This window comes from Ureibacillus endophyticus, from assembly GCF_024159215.1.
GTDB classification, from domain to species: Bacteria; Bacillota; Bacilli; order Bacillales_A; family Planococcaceae; genus Ureibacillus; species Ureibacillus endophyticus.
Genome location: NZ_JAMYWW010000001.1, coordinates 3280212 through 3294593, shown reverse-complemented (window position 1 = coordinate 3294593; position 14382 = coordinate 3280212). Strand labels below are relative to the sequence as shown.

Annotated in this window: 11 protein-coding genes; 9 read left to right on the top strand and 2 right to left on the bottom strand. The window is 36.2% G+C overall.

Going from position 1 to position 14382, the window contains the following annotated elements; genetic code table 11:
- Positions 1-501: 501 nt before the first annotated feature.
- Positions 502-1239 (bottom strand): CPBP family intramembrane glutamic endopeptidase, encoded by a 738-nt coding sequence (locus NKR20_RS16220; protein ID WP_121214316.1) that lies wholly within the window; start codon positions 1237-1239, stop codon positions 502-504.
- A 246-nt stretch (positions 1240-1485) separates the two neighbouring features.
- Between NKR20_RS16220 and groES the strand changes: the two genes are divergently transcribed.
- The 6 genes from groES (at position 1486) to NKR20_RS16190 (ending at position 8022) form a co-directional block, all read left to right on the top strand.
- Positions 1486-1770 (top strand): co-chaperone GroES, encoded by a 285-nt coding sequence (groES, locus tag NKR20_RS16215; protein ID WP_121214315.1) that lies wholly within the window; start codon positions 1486-1488, stop codon positions 1768-1770.
- 114 nt (positions 1771-1884) lie between these two features.
- Complete coding sequence (gene groL / locus NKR20_RS16210) at positions 1885-3516, top strand: chaperonin GroEL (protein ID WP_121214314.1); 1632 nt, start codon at positions 1885-1887, stop codon at positions 3514-3516.
- Between the two features lie 550 nt (positions 3517-4066).
- Entirely contained in the window at positions 4067-4891 is an 825-nt protein-coding gene (locus NKR20_RS16205) for an N-acyl homoserine lactonase family protein (RefSeq protein WP_253428176.1), read from the top strand.
- A gap of 13 nt (positions 4892-4904) precedes the next feature.
- On the top strand, positions 4905-6002 hold the full coding sequence (locus NKR20_RS16200; protein WP_253427621.1) for a zinc-binding dehydrogenase: 1098 nt from the start codon (positions 4905-4907) through the stop codon (positions 6000-6002).
- A 160-nt stretch (positions 6003-6162) separates the two neighbouring features.
- The gene (locus NKR20_RS16195) at positions 6163-7440 is read left to right on the top strand and encodes a TRAP transporter large permease (protein WP_253427619.1); all 1278 of its coding nucleotides are present in this window, start codon (positions 6163-6165) and stop codon (positions 7438-7440) included.
- Between the two features lie 30 nt (positions 7441-7470).
- Positions 7471-8022, top strand: coding sequence for a TRAP transporter small permease (locus tag NKR20_RS16190; RefSeq protein ID WP_253427617.1), 552 nt, complete (start codon positions 7471-7473; stop codon positions 8020-8022).
- Positions 8023-8324: 302 nt separating this feature from the next.
- On the opposite strand, the gene NKR20_RS16185 is transcribed toward NKR20_RS16190, so the two are convergent.
- Entirely contained in the window at positions 8325-9752 is a 1428-nt protein-coding gene (locus tag NKR20_RS16185; RefSeq protein WP_253428046.1) for a DDE-type integrase/transposase/recombinase, read from the bottom strand.
- Positions 9753-9917: 165 nt separating this feature from the next.
- Between NKR20_RS16185 and NKR20_RS16180 the strand changes: the two genes are divergently transcribed.
- From NKR20_RS16180 to NKR20_RS16170, 3 genes are all read left to right on the top strand, one after another.
- The gene (locus NKR20_RS16180; RefSeq protein ID WP_253427615.1) at positions 9918-10949 is read left to right on the top strand and encodes a TRAP transporter substrate-binding protein; all 1032 of its coding nucleotides are present in this window, start codon (positions 9918-9920) and stop codon (positions 10947-10949) included.
- Between the two features lie 283 nt (positions 10950-11232).
- A complete protein-coding gene (locus NKR20_RS16175; protein ID WP_253427613.1) occupies positions 11233-12621 on the top strand; it encodes a sigma 54-interacting transcriptional regulator in 1389 nt (462 codons plus the stop codon).
- A gap of 88 nt (positions 12622-12709) precedes the next feature.
- On the top strand, positions 12710-14170 hold the full coding sequence (locus tag NKR20_RS16170; RefSeq protein ID WP_253427604.1) for an aldehyde dehydrogenase family protein: 1461 nt from the start codon (positions 12710-12712) through the stop codon (positions 14168-14170).
- Positions 14171-14382: the final 212 nt, after the last annotated feature.

Here is a 14382-nt window from a genome sequence, read left to right as displayed (position 1 = left end):
ACCATTTAGTTTGTACTATTAAATAGGTGTATATGAATTCGTTGTTTTCGCAGCTGAACGAGCGTTCTCCATTTTTCTAATGTCTAGCTGCGGCGGCTAGGCTCTTGCGACGCTTCAACTCTTCCTGCGAAGGCAAAAAGCGCCTTCTTGTCAGAGTTTCCAGCGCATGTCGAGCCTGAACGAGCCGCCTCCGCTTTTCGAATGTCCAGCTTCGCGCGTTAGCTCCTCGGCAACTTCAGAATCGTCTTCAAGGGCAAAAAGCGCCCTTTTGTCGATTCTTCCAGTTGCTGTCGGAGCTGAACGAACGCGCTCCGCTTTTCTTTATTGTCCAGCTGCGGCGGCTAGGCTCTCGTGACGCTTCGACTTCTTCTTCGTAGGCAAAAAGCGCCTTCTTGTCTAAGTCTCCGAAGTACACGGATGTACAAGTGCCGACAATGCCACACGATGTGGCGTTTTTGTCGGCCAGCGCGTGTCGAGCCTGGGAGAGCCGCCTACGCTTTTCTACTTATTTAATTGATCTGATATTTGTTGGATTTTGTCTGCATTTAGTTGAATGAATGTGACGAATCCATTTAGCATCATATGTGAAATAATCGATGTTAGAATGCGTTTTGTTTTGTAGTATAGGAATGCAAAAACGAAACCGCTAATTGTATATAAGATAATATGGGTAAAGTCTATATGGATTGCAGCAAAGATGATTGAACTAACAATACCAGCTACCCAAAAATTTTGGGTTTGAATGATTGACCCAAACACAACACGACGAAAAACCAATTCCTCTAATATTGGACCAAATAATACAGTCGTAATAATCATGATTGGAGCAATTTCAGTAACTAACATAATTGTTTCAGTGTTTTCTGACCCGAATTCTATTCCGAGCGCTAATTCAATGTAAGCACCAATTGTCTGCCCTAAATACACTAAGAAGAAACCCATTATCCCCCAACCGATTGATACGGGAATAGATGCTTTCTCTCCATTAAATACATTCCAGAAGTTTTTATTTTTACTCATTAAAATGATACAAACAACAAAAGCAATCGCTGCAGTGACTGATGACCACCAAGCTGCTAATGTAATCCCAGCATTTACTCCATCTTTACTAATAAATTGAAGGAAAAACTCCCTTATTGGTGGAATTAATAATATAAAACTAGATAGCTGAAAGAGAATGTAGGTCAGTAAAACGTAAAAGGCCGTTTTTTGCGTTTGAAATTTCTTAGGAGTACTCAATAGAAAATATCCCTCTTTCTAAAAATAGAGTTTAAAACATAGGTTATGTAGACAAACTTAATCAGGTGTCTAAAGATATCCAACTATATTCTATTGTAGTTGAAATTGGTAAGAAAACAAAATTTTTTAATGCATGATACTTGCAAAACTAAAACTAATTCTTTATTATTATAGATGTGTTAGCACTCAGGTTAAGGGAGTGCTAATAAAGATATTTAAACTAAAATTCGTAGGAGGTTGTTTCACTTGTTAAGACCATTAGGTGATCGTATCATTATCGAACTAGTTGAGGTGGAAGAAAAAACACAATTCGGAATTGTACTTCCAGATTCAGCAAAAGAAAAACCACAAGAAGGAAAAGTTGTTGCTGTGGGAACTGGTCGTGTACTAGATAACGGCACACGTGTCGAACTTGAAGTAAAAGAAGGCGATACTATCATCTTCTCTAAATACTCAGGTACAGAAGTGAAATATGAAGGTAAAGAATATTTAATCTTACGTGAATCTGACGTATTAGCTATCCTTGGCTAATCTTTAAAATTTAAATTATTCATCAAAAAGAGCGCCTCTACATATATATGAATTGTTTGGCGCTTGCATGCTACTTTTGATTTTTCAATAGAATAAAACTGGAGGTAAGCAACAATGGCAAAAGATATTAAATTCTCTGAAGAAGCACGTACATTAATGCTTCAAGGTGTTGATAAATTAGCAAATGCTGTAAAAGTTACATTAGGGCCAAAAGGTCGTAACGTAGTTTTAGAGAAAAAATTTGGTTCACCTTTAATTACAAATGACGGTGTAACAATTGCGAAAGAAATCGAACTTGAAAACCCATACGAAAACATGGGTGCAAAATTAGTTGCTGAAGTTGCATCTAAAACAAACGAAATCGCTGGTGACGGTACAACAACTGCAACTGTTTTAGCTCAAGCGATGATTCGTGAAGGTCTTAAAAACGTAACTGCTGGTGCAAACCCAGTTGGTATCCGTAAAGGTATGGACAAGGCTGTTGCAGCTGCTATTGAAGAATTACAAGCTATCTCTCGTCCAGTAGAAAACAAAGAAGCAATTGCACAAGTTGCTGCAATTTCTGCTGCTGATGAAGAAGTAGGTGCATTTATCGCGGATGCAATGGAACGTGTTGGTACTGATGGAGTTATTACAATTGAAGAATCTAAAGGTTTCACAACTGAGTTAGATGTAGTAGAAGGTATGCAATTTGACCGTGGTTATGCATCTCACTACATGGTAACTGATACAGATAAAATGGAAGCTGTATTAGACAACCCTTACATTCTAATTACAGATAAAAAGATTTCTTCAATTCAAGAAATCCTTCCATTATTAGAGCAAGTTGTTCAACAAAGCCGTCCATTATTAATTATTGCGGAAGACGTTGAAGGTGAAGCTCTTGCTACTTTAGTATTAAACAAATTACGTGGTACATTCAACGTAGTAGCTGTTAAAGCTCCAGGATTCGGTGATCGTCGTAAAGCAATGCTTGAAGATATTGCAATCTTAACTGGTGGTCAAGTAATCACTGCTGACCTTGGTTTAGATTTAAAAACAGCTGACGTAACTTCTTTAGGACGTGCTGGTAAAGTTGTAGTATCTAAAGACAATACAACAATTGTTGAAGGTACAGGAAACAGCGATGCAATTGAAAATCGCGTAAACCAAATCCGTGCTCAAATCGCAGAAACTACTTCTGAATTTGATAAAGAAAAATTACAAGAACGCCTTGCTAAATTAGCTGGTGGTGTAGCAGTAATCAAAGTTGGTGCTGCAACAGAAACTGAATTAAAAGAACGTAAATTACGTATCGAAGACGCATTAAACTCAACTCGTGCTGCAGTAGAAGAAGGTATTGTATCAGGTGGTGGTACTGCACTTCTAAACGTTTATGGCGCAGTTGAAAAAGTACTTGATACTGTAGAAGGCGATGTTGCGACTGGTGTGAAAATCGTATTACGTGCCCTTGAAGAACCAGTACGTCAAATCGCTAACAACGCAGGTCTTGAAGGTTCAATTATCGTTGACCGCTTAAAACGCGAAGAAGCAGGTGTTGGTTTCAACGCTGCTAACGGTGAATGGGTAAGCATGATTGAAGCTGGTATTGTTGACCCAGCGAAAGTTACTCGTTCAGCTCTTCAAAACGCTGCATCTGTAGCTGCTCTATTTTTAACAACTGAAGCAGTAGTAGCAGACATTCCAGAACCAGCTCCAGCAATGCCAGATATGAGTGGCATGGGCGGTATGGGCGGCATGATGTAATCCTTGTGTGACAAGGGTTTGCGGATTTTTAACTCAAGTGTGAAAAAATAACCCCCAAGAATTCCGTCTCAAAAGTGTTACTTTCAATTTACCACTTCTCAGAAATTAATCTGAGAGGTGGTTTTTTGTTTTGGTGCTGAAGCTATCGTTAAAACTACATTTTATTTTTATCAGTATTCTAAATTTTATAATTTGGAAATTGCAGAAGTTGGTCAAAGGGAAAGACTTATGACCAGCTTCTTTTTTATTTACTTAGGGGTTATAATCCCTAAATTTATTGATCAACTACTAAGAAAGGTGATTAGAATATCTGTCGTTTCTTGTAGAATATCGGTCATTATGAAACTTATAAAATCATTGAAGAAAATATTTGTGTGCATAATCATGTACTTAAACCGTGAGTTTATCTGCATTGGCTGCGATTTTATCAGTTTTTCAAATAATTATAATATTTTGAATATTGTTTACAACCAAAAATGCAACAGTTATATTATTTGTAAGAAACTGATAATTATCTTTCATTGGGAGAGTGATAGAATTGGGAAGCAATATGAAGGTATATGTACTAGATAACGGTCACTTAACGTTAGATCGTAATCTTGTTCATCCAGCATATAATCCGGCGATGGTATCAAATCCAAATCCTGATCATGAATTGATAAATCTTCCAGTATGGACACTTCTGATTGATCATCCTGAAGGGAAAATACTGTTTGATGCAGCTATTCATCCGAATGCACAAGGAGAGAATGGACGTTGGATTAAAAAAGAACAACTCGTTGCACCTTATTTTGCAACGGAAGAACAACTTCTGCCGAATCGCTTAAAACAATTAGGGGTTTCACCAGAAGAAATAAAGTATGTGGTTATGTCCCATCTACACTCAGATCATTCAGGATGCTTGGAGTATTTTGTAAACGCAACCATTATTGTTCATGATGATGAACTTAAAAATACAATGAAACTTTTTGCAATGACGAAAGATATGGGTGTGTATTGTTGGAACGATATTAATGAATGGGTAAAGGCTGAGTTAAATTGGAAAACAATTTTACCAGAAGAAGATGAAATTGAACTAGTTGAAGGGGTAAAAATATTAAATTACGGATCTGGACATGTTTGGGGATTGCTCGGACTTCATCTTGATTTACCGAAAGAAGGAGGAATTATTTTAGCTTCTGATGCAGTTTACACAGAACTAAATTATGGACCTCCAGCAAGAACAACAGGATTTGTCTATGATACATTAGGGTATTTTAAAGCTGTAGAAAAAATAAGAGATTACGCTGAAAAAACGAACTCTAAAGTATGGTTTGGCCATGATGCAAATCAGTTTGAAACATTAGTGAAATCTACTGAAGGCTATTATGAATAAGGGGGAAACATTAATGGTAACTAGTACAAAAGTAAAAGGCACTGTAGCAATTATGACAATTCCAGATAAATTAACATTTGAAGAATTTGAATTACCAGAAGTAGAAGCTGGTGGCATTCTAGTAAAAGTTGTTCGCGCGAATGTTTGTGGTTCTGATGTTGGTATATTAAATGGCGAAAGCCCTTTCAATCGAGTATTAGGTCATGAAATGGTTGGGGAGGTTGTAAAGTTAGGTGAGGGAGTATCAACGGATTATGCTGGAAATCCAGTACAAATTGGAGATCGTGTAGCGGCAACTTACTTCCAAATTTGTAGAAAGTGTAGACCATGTTTAGACGGGCGATTCCATTTATGTTTAAACTCATATGCTCACTGGACGAAGGAGCCAAATGAAACACCACATTTCCATGGTGCGTTTGGTACTCACTATTATATCTATCCAAATCAATTCTTCTATAAAGTTCCTGATAATGTGCCGGATTCAGCTGCAGCGAGTGCAAACTGTGCACTATCACAAGTTTACTTCGGGCTAGATGAAGCGAAGGTACGTTATGGCGATACGGTTCTTGTTCAAGGAGCAGGTGGTCTTGGTTTAAATGCAGCAGCAGTTGCAAAAGAAATTGGAGCTACGGTCATCGTCATCGATGGTGTTAAGAGTCGCTTGGAGAAAGCCAAACAATTTGGCGCAGATTACTGCATCGATATGAATGAGTTCGATACGGTAGAAAAGCGTGTCCAAGCGATATTAGATCTTACAGATGGAAACGGTGTTGATGTAGCTTTAGAAGTTACCGGAGTAGGACCTGCTTTAAATGAAGGAATCAAACATTTACGAGTTGGTGGAAGATATGTAAGTATCGGTAATAACACACCTGGTAAAACAATTGATTTTGATCCAGGGTTAATGACGCGTAAAGCAATTAATATTATTTCTCTAGTTCGCTACAATCCATGGTATTTAAATAAAGCATTGCAATTCTTATCAAAAACAATCGATAAATATCCATTTGGAGAAATGCTGGATAAAGAATTTAAGTTAGAGGAATTATATGATGCTTTAGATCAATCAGCTCAACGTAAAGTTACGAGAGCATCAATTGTTATAGATTAATAGAAGTATTCACAAGAGGGTAAATGGAAAGTGTTAATCCCCTTCCATTTATCCTCTTTTAAACTCTAAAGAATGTTAAATCAATTTGAATAAGGGGGAAAATAGGATTTAAAAACTTATAGGGAGATGAATGGCGGAATAATAAAAGGGGGTGTGCTCCATGGTAGGAGTAATGTCTGGATTTTTTATCGTATTGATGATTATTGGAACATCAGTAGGTGTATCACTTGCTATTACTGGTATTTTTCTAATGATTCAACATGGTGGAATTCCTTTAAGTACAATCAGTCAAATAATCTTTGATAATTTAACAAGTTATACATTCGTAGCGATACCATTCTTCATATTTGCTGGGAACTTATTAATGTATGGTCCAATCCTAACTTCAATTGTAAATTTTGCAAACCAATTATTTAAGAAGGTTACAGGTGGACTTGCAATAGGGGTTATGTTTGTCAGCATATTTTTCGGAGCAATTTCAGGTTCAAGCGCTGCATCAACTGCTGCCATAGGGGGAGCTACAAGTAAAGCGATGGAATCCCTTTATCCTAAAAAGTTCGTTGCAGGTTTAGTTGCTTCGGGAGGAACTTTAGGTTTAATGATTCCGCCAAGTTTAGCGTTTATTGTTATCGGAGGAATTATTGGAATTCCGATCATGGATTTATTTACAGCAGGTCTTGGCGCTGGGATTATTCAGGGGCTTATATTGTGCGTAACTGTTTATATTATTGCAAAAGTAAGAGGATGGAAGCCTGCATCGGAAGAGAAGGAAGCGCCTAAAGTTTACTTTGGGAAATTAGGTAAGTATCTATTAAGTAGTTGGGCAATTCTACTGTTACCTGTATTTATTATCGGTGGTATTTTCATGGGAGTTTTTACACCAACTGAAATTGCAGCGGTTTCTGCAATATACGCATTATTTTTAGTAATGGTTGTTTACAAAGCATTGACTGGAAAAGAATTAGTTGGGGTTATCAAAGACTCTATTTATAAATCTTGTATGATTTACTTAATTATCATAGGAGCACATATTTTTTCGTATGCACTTACTAGATTTGGCGTTTCTCAAGCGATAATTGATTTTTTAGTGAATCTTGAAATGACAACTTGGCAATTTTTATTAGTTGTTAACCTATTACTTTTATTCTTAGGAATGTTTATGGATGGATCAGCAATGACGGTATTAATGGCACCATTACTATTTCCTTTAGCTGCACACTTTGGTATTGATCCAGTTCACTTCGCTGTGATTATGGTGGCTAATAGTGAACTTGGTACATTAACACCACCAGTGGGGATAAATCTATTTGTAATGAGCGGCGTCTCCAAGATGCCTGTTATGGATGTAGCAAGAGGTGTTGCACCATTCTTTATCGCGTTAATTATTTTCCTATTACTCGTTACGTATATTCCGGCAATAAGTTTGTTCTTACTGTAGATTTTTTGTTGGACTAAGGAGGGATTAAATGTGAAATCTATTAAAAGGGTAATAGAATTTATTGAAGAAAATCTTTTGGCGAATCTCTCAGTTATTTTATTTTCCATTTCTTTATTATGGATGCTATTTGAAGCTACAGCACGTTTCCTATTTTCCTATTCGATTAATGCTTCAGAGGAAATTGTAACTTTCGGGATTTTTGGGGCAATCATGCTGTCCCTTGCAGAGGCGGGGAAAAAGGGATACCACATTCGGATTGATTTAGTTTTAGAACGATTGCCGAAAAAGGTTATCACATTACTAGAAATCATTAACCGTGTGTTTGGTTGTGTATTCGCTGTGATTATATTGTATTCTAGTTATCTTTATATTCCGTTTTTATACGAAATGGGTACGTCTAGTGCATCAACAATGCGTTTACCAATGTGGCTTGTATATTCGGTAATCCCTGTTGGTGGTGGATTACTATTGCTTTATTACTTTAGAGAATTAGTTGGGCACATTAAGGATTTTTTCCAAAAAGAAGAGAAAGTAGAAAAAGAAACAGAAATGGAAATCGGAATATTAGAAGAAAATCTGTAGGCAACATTTATTTAATTTTATTTCACAATTAGGTAGTGTCAAAACTTCTATGAAAAATTGAAAAACACAAGGTATTGGGCGATAAGTACTCTCCGAACGAGGGGACAATCGCTCTTGACAAACATTCCGAAAAGGTTGCGCCCATATTTTTGAGGGCGAAGGGGAAAAAGTAGGCACACCAAATAACCCTCGCCAAATACCAATTTTAACCTTTTCTCCATTCGGTTTGTCAAGAGTTCGCTACGCCGATTGTCATTCGTATGTAGTTATTTGAGGGCTCTGCTAAAAAAAGTAGGCTGCGGTTATTTCGTTAACTCCAATTGGGCCAGTTCAATCAGTTTTGTCCAACGTGCTGGCATATGTGGCATCTGGTCCAACTCTGGAATCATGACCGGCACACGCTTTTCCAGCTTTGCATGCGGTCGAAGGAAATTAAAATAGGCCACAAACATCGTCACAAACGATACCGAGCCAGCTTCGGAACCAAAGCCTGTTGTCGCACGGTAATGCCCTTTAAATGTCCGGTTTAGACGTTCGATAATTTGTTTCAACCAACGATATTCGGCTGACACTGGATCTTCGTTCGTTAAGCCTATCACTTGTGTCACATCAAACCAAATGTCATGTTGTGCGAAAAAGTGTTGTGCTAATAAGTAAATGGGGTTGCCATCCACGATTAAATTCAGGTTTTCGGGAATCTCCTTGAACTTTTGTAAAACATCATCGATTGCTTTAATGGCAGACAATGTATCGCGATTAGGCGAAACACGGTAAGAGAGAATAACTTTTTTCGCCGCATCAAAGAAAAAGAATAAGTAATGCCATTTCCCATTAACCCGAATATACGTTTCGTCGCCACAAAATTGATCGGACAGTTCATAAGGATAACCATCAACGAAGGGCTTCATCAAGATGGAGACACTGTTCACGTAATTTAATATCGTTTGATGTGAAATGGAAACATTATGTATGTCTTGCATAATCGCTGCTGTTTTCCGTGCTGAAATACCGTAATTCACATGGTATGTCAAAATCAATCCAAGTGTATGGGATGACGTATGAATCCGTGATAAATCTACACGTGGTTTTACTGGTGATGCTGGAGATAAAGGTTGATAATCAAACAAAAATTCACGATAAATATAACGCACTTTAAACGCCTGTGGATCTTGTTTAAATCGGGTCTTTTCTTCCTTACTCATTCGACCTATATTGGATAAATAATAGGAACACTGATTACTTTTACACTTCCAAATGTGAAAATCTTTTCGCTCTTTAATTTTCTCTAAGGTCTTCATACAGTGGGGGCAACGAAGAATAGCCTCTTTCTGATAGCGACTTTTTTGATTAAATAAGCAATCACATACCTTACATTGATATTGTCCTTTTGCACCATTATTCGCATACAAATACGAGGAAGGTGCACCACACTTAGGACAACAGAGGTTTTCAGGTACTTTTGATTTGGACTTGGCGTGTCGTCTTACAGGCTTTAATTCTTTGCCATGTTCATGGAAGTAGGCGATTAGTAAATCCTGAAAGGATGCTTTTTCAGGTTGATACAGAATGGGTAACTTATCAACTTGTAACTTGCGGTATTCTTTATTAATTGGCTGTTCAGGACGCACACTTCCAACAGCCTTACCAAATATTATCACCATTAATATTTTAATTATTTTTTCTTGGTACTTGATAAATTCAATTAAATACGCTAATAATTGAGGGTACAAACTTGTCACTTCCTTTTTGGGTAGTTTTGTGTGTGGTAACCTCAACTAACACCAAAATCCAGGGGGTGGCAAGTTTTTTTGCGTAAAAGACTATAAAACCAACGATTATTAGCGATTTATATATATAAGTTTTGACAATACGCACAATTATAGGGGGATGGAAATATGAAAAAAATGTATAAAGGTTTTACTTTATTTGCTTTACTTGTAGTATCTGCAATCATTCTAGCAGCATGTGGTGGTAGTGAAACGGAAAGTGGAGAAGCAGCAGAAGCAGAGACGTATACAATGGTTTTAACCAATGAAGTAGCAACAACTCATGCAAAACACTTAAAAATGGAAGAGCTTGCGAAAATGATTGAAGAGAAAAGTGGTGGAAGAATCAAGACTGAAATTTATCCATCAAAACAGTTATATACTGATGCTGATGCAGTTAGTTCACTAGGGTCAGGTTCTGTTCATATGGCTTGGCCACCAACTGCACAGCTAGAGAAAATTAACGAAGAGGTAGGAGTTGTGGGTCTACCGTTTTCATTAAGAAACGATTTATTATTAGAAAGCGTAGATTATAAAAATGATTTAAATGATCTTTTATCAGGATTCTTAAATGAAAAAAATATTAAACATTTAGGTATTTTACGAGCAACTGGTGGAGTGATTATTACAACAAAGAAGGAAATTAAAGATGTGAAAGATTTTGAAAACTTAAAACTAAGTATTGCTGGCGGACAAACTCAAATTAACATTATGAGCGATATCGGGGCAAACGCTATTTCAATGCCTATTTCTGAGGCACCAACGTCTTTAGCTCAAGGTGTGGTAGATGGAGTATTTACTTCTCCGAATGCATGGTCTACAGGTATTGGCGACATTGGTAAGTACGGTACAATTATTGAAGGATTTGTTCCTATGACATATTCAATGGTAATTGATGGAAAATGGTTTGACCAATTACCTAAAGATTTACAAGATGTAATTGTAGAAGCATCAAATGAAGTAGTTAATAGTTATGCCCAAAATAGTATTGATGCAGATGCAAAAGAAATTGAAGTTGTAAAAGAATATGCACAGATTACTGAATTTACAGAAGATCAAATTGCTGAAATTAAAGAAATGGTACAGCCAAGTTTAAAAGACTTTGAAGAGAAGTTCCCAGAAGCTTACGAGAAATTTAAAGCAATTGACGAAAAATATTAATAGTGATCAAATAACCGCTCCTATTCAAGGAGCGGTTATTTTTATGAAAAAAATCAAATGTTTGAATGTTTAGAATAAATATAAATTTTTGAAAATTGTTTACAATAGAAATTTTAAAAGTTATGATTATTGTAATAATTGAAGTTAAAGTTGTTTTAAATAGAGTAATATTTTGTTTATTCTAGAATTTTGCAAATGAATTTAAGTGCTATTCAGTTAAATCAGACTCTACTATTAAAATCTCCAATGTTAACAGCAAAAAATAGGGAAAGGAGCAGAGAAATTGAATACACATGAGACAAATGAAATGGATCTAATGGAATCAATTGTTTTATCGTTAAATAAAAAAATGAGGTTGTTTGAACCTGTCTTAGAGACAATAGAAGAAGGAATTGAAATTTGTGATGAGAATGGGAATATCCTTTACGCAAACAACAATTTTTTTAAATTATCTGGAATAAAAAAAGAAGAGAGGTTGCATAAAAACATATTTGATGTTCATCCGGAAGGTGTACTAGTAGAAATTTTACGAACAAAACAACCAAAAGTAAATATCGTTACAGCAACTCCTGGAAGAATAGGCGAAGCATTTACTAGTGGTTATCCACTGTTTGCCGGTGGTGACTTTTTAGGAGCTGTCATCATAATTAAGGACCTCTCTCAAACAATCGATATTTCTCGTAAATACAATAAGCAACAAACCTATTTAACGGAGATTTATAGAAACACTGCAAAGTTTGTAGTGAGTGATATTGTTTGTGAAGAACCGAAAATGAAAGAACTTGTGCAAAAAATATTAGAGTTGTCCGATATATTGGAACCTGTTGTATTACAAGGGGAAACAGGAGTAGGCAAAAGCATGTTTGCCGAGGCTATTCATTTACATAGTTCGAGAAATGATAGTCCATTTATTCGGTTTAATTGTTCAAAGTATACCGATAAAGAAGTGAAATATCTGCTTTTCGGCTATGAAAAAAATGCCTTTCCAGAAGCGTCAAGAACTAAAATTGGCCTACTTGAACTTGCAAGTAAAGGTACATTATATCTCGATCATATTGATCGGTTATCTTTAGCAACGCAAACAGAAATTGTTCATGCTTTAACAGAGAAAGTGGTCAAAAGAATTGGGAGTACATTACCTATACCAATAGAACCACGAATTGTCGCTTCCATGAATACAAAGTTAGAAGAACTTTATGAAAATGGATTAATTAGTGACATGATGTTCCATTACCTAAAAGCGAATACTTTAGAAATCATTCCTTTAAGAGAAAGAAAGAAGGATATTCCAAACTTAGTAGATGTGTTTATTAAAGAATATAAGCAGGAGTATGGTAAACCGATAAAAGGGATCACCAAGGAAGCTATCTCAATCCTTACTGAGTATCAATGGAGTGGGAATATTCGAGAATTAAAAAATATTATTAGTCGAATTGTATTAAATGCTAAGGATGAGATTATTTCCAAAGAATTGGTAATTGAGTGTTTACCATTTGATTTCGGAGACCGAAAACATCAGGGGCTTATGTCTTTACAAGAGGCTGAAAAGAAAGCGATTTCAAGAGCTCTTGATTATTATGGACATACATTAAAAGGAAAGAAACAAGCTGCAGAAATGCTCAATGTATCACTAGGTACTTTATATAACAAAATGCGTGAATACAATATTTAATTGATTTATAGGCAAAGAAAATGAATTAACTGCAAACATAGTTGATTCACAGTTATGCAGTTGTAATAAAAAACAGGGGGTAAGTAGAATGGGAAATGTTCAAAGTACAGAAAACTTAAAAAGCTATAAAATGTTTGTTGGTGGAGCTTGGGTAGAAACTTCTGAAACTAGTGCAGTAGTAAATCCAGCAACTGGAGAAAAGATTGCAGAGGTTCCTATTGCTACTATTGAAGAATTAAATCTTGCTGTTAAAGCGGCGAAGGATGCATTTGACCATGGGGAATGGAGAGATTTTCAGCCTGTTGAACGTGGAAGATTACTATATAAAGTAGCAAATCTAATCCGACAAAACCAAAAGGAAATTGCGGAAATTGAAATGCTTGATACAGGTAAACCTTTTAACATTGCCATGTTCGAAGTTGAAATTGGTGCAAGATATTATGAGTTTTATGCAGGTGTTGCTGACAAAATTATGGGTGAAACAATCCCAATTAAAGATGGTATTTTAGATTTTACAAAACGTGAGCCATTAGGGGTTACAGCGCATATTATCCCATGGAATGGACCATTCCAAATGACAAGTCGTAGTGTTGCACCAGCATTAGCAACAGGAAATACGGTTGTTATTAAACCAGCACAAGAAACGCCGCTGTCTACATTAAAGTTAGCAGAAATTTTAGATGAGGCTGGTGTTCCTAAAGGTGTTGTCAATGTTGTCACTGGTTCTGGTCGAGTAGTTGGAAATGCATTAGCAACTCACCCAGATATAAGACATATTACATTTACTGGTTCTGTTGAAACTGGTAAAACAATTATGAAAGCCGCTGCTGAAAATATCACTCCAGTAACGTTGGAACTAGGTGGAAAATCGCCACAGGTTGTATTCGCAGACGCTGATCTTGAAGAAGCTGCTAAAGTAGTTGCTAGTGCAATCACATTGAATACTGGACAAGTATGTTCAGCAGGTTCTAGGTTACTAGTTGAACGTTCAGTGCATAAAGAATTCGTAGAAAAAGTAAAGACACATATGGAAACATTAAAAATTGGTTCTAGTGAAGATAATGCCGATATCGGTCCTCTTATTACGAAGAATCAATTAGAAACAGTTGAAGCCTATGTTCAATACGCAAAAGATAATGGAGCAAAAATTCACTGTGGTGGTAAACGACCAAACATTGATTCAAATGGTTTCTACTATGAACCGACTTTAGTAGATGGAATAGCACCAGACAGTAAATTGGCACAAGAAGAAATTTTCGGACCAGTTTTAGTCGTGCTTCCATTCGATACAAAAGAAGAAGCACTAGAAATTGCTAATGGTACGGAATTTGGTCTTTCAGCGGGTATTTGGACGTCAAATATAAATACTGCACATTGGTTAGCCGACCGTATCAAATCTGGCCAAGTTTATATTAATAGTTATAGCGTTGGAACAGGTGTTGAAATTCCATTTGGTGGCTCTAAGAAGAGTGGTATCGGAAGGGAAAAAGGTCTAGAAGCGTTAAAATATTATACAGAAGTTAAAAATGTAGCGATTAAATATATGTAAGATGTAATGCGAATTGTAAAGGAGGTATCCAAAAAGATAAATTTTTTGGACACCTCTTTTCTTTCTTGATAATTATCTCATATGAATTATTGCTTCTGCAGTGATTGTTACCATCCTCGTCGCAAAGCTTCTTTAACAAAATGAATTTTCAGACAGAACATTTTTACCATTTTCAGATCAACTCAAATTTAGTTATGCTGACCTTTGATTCT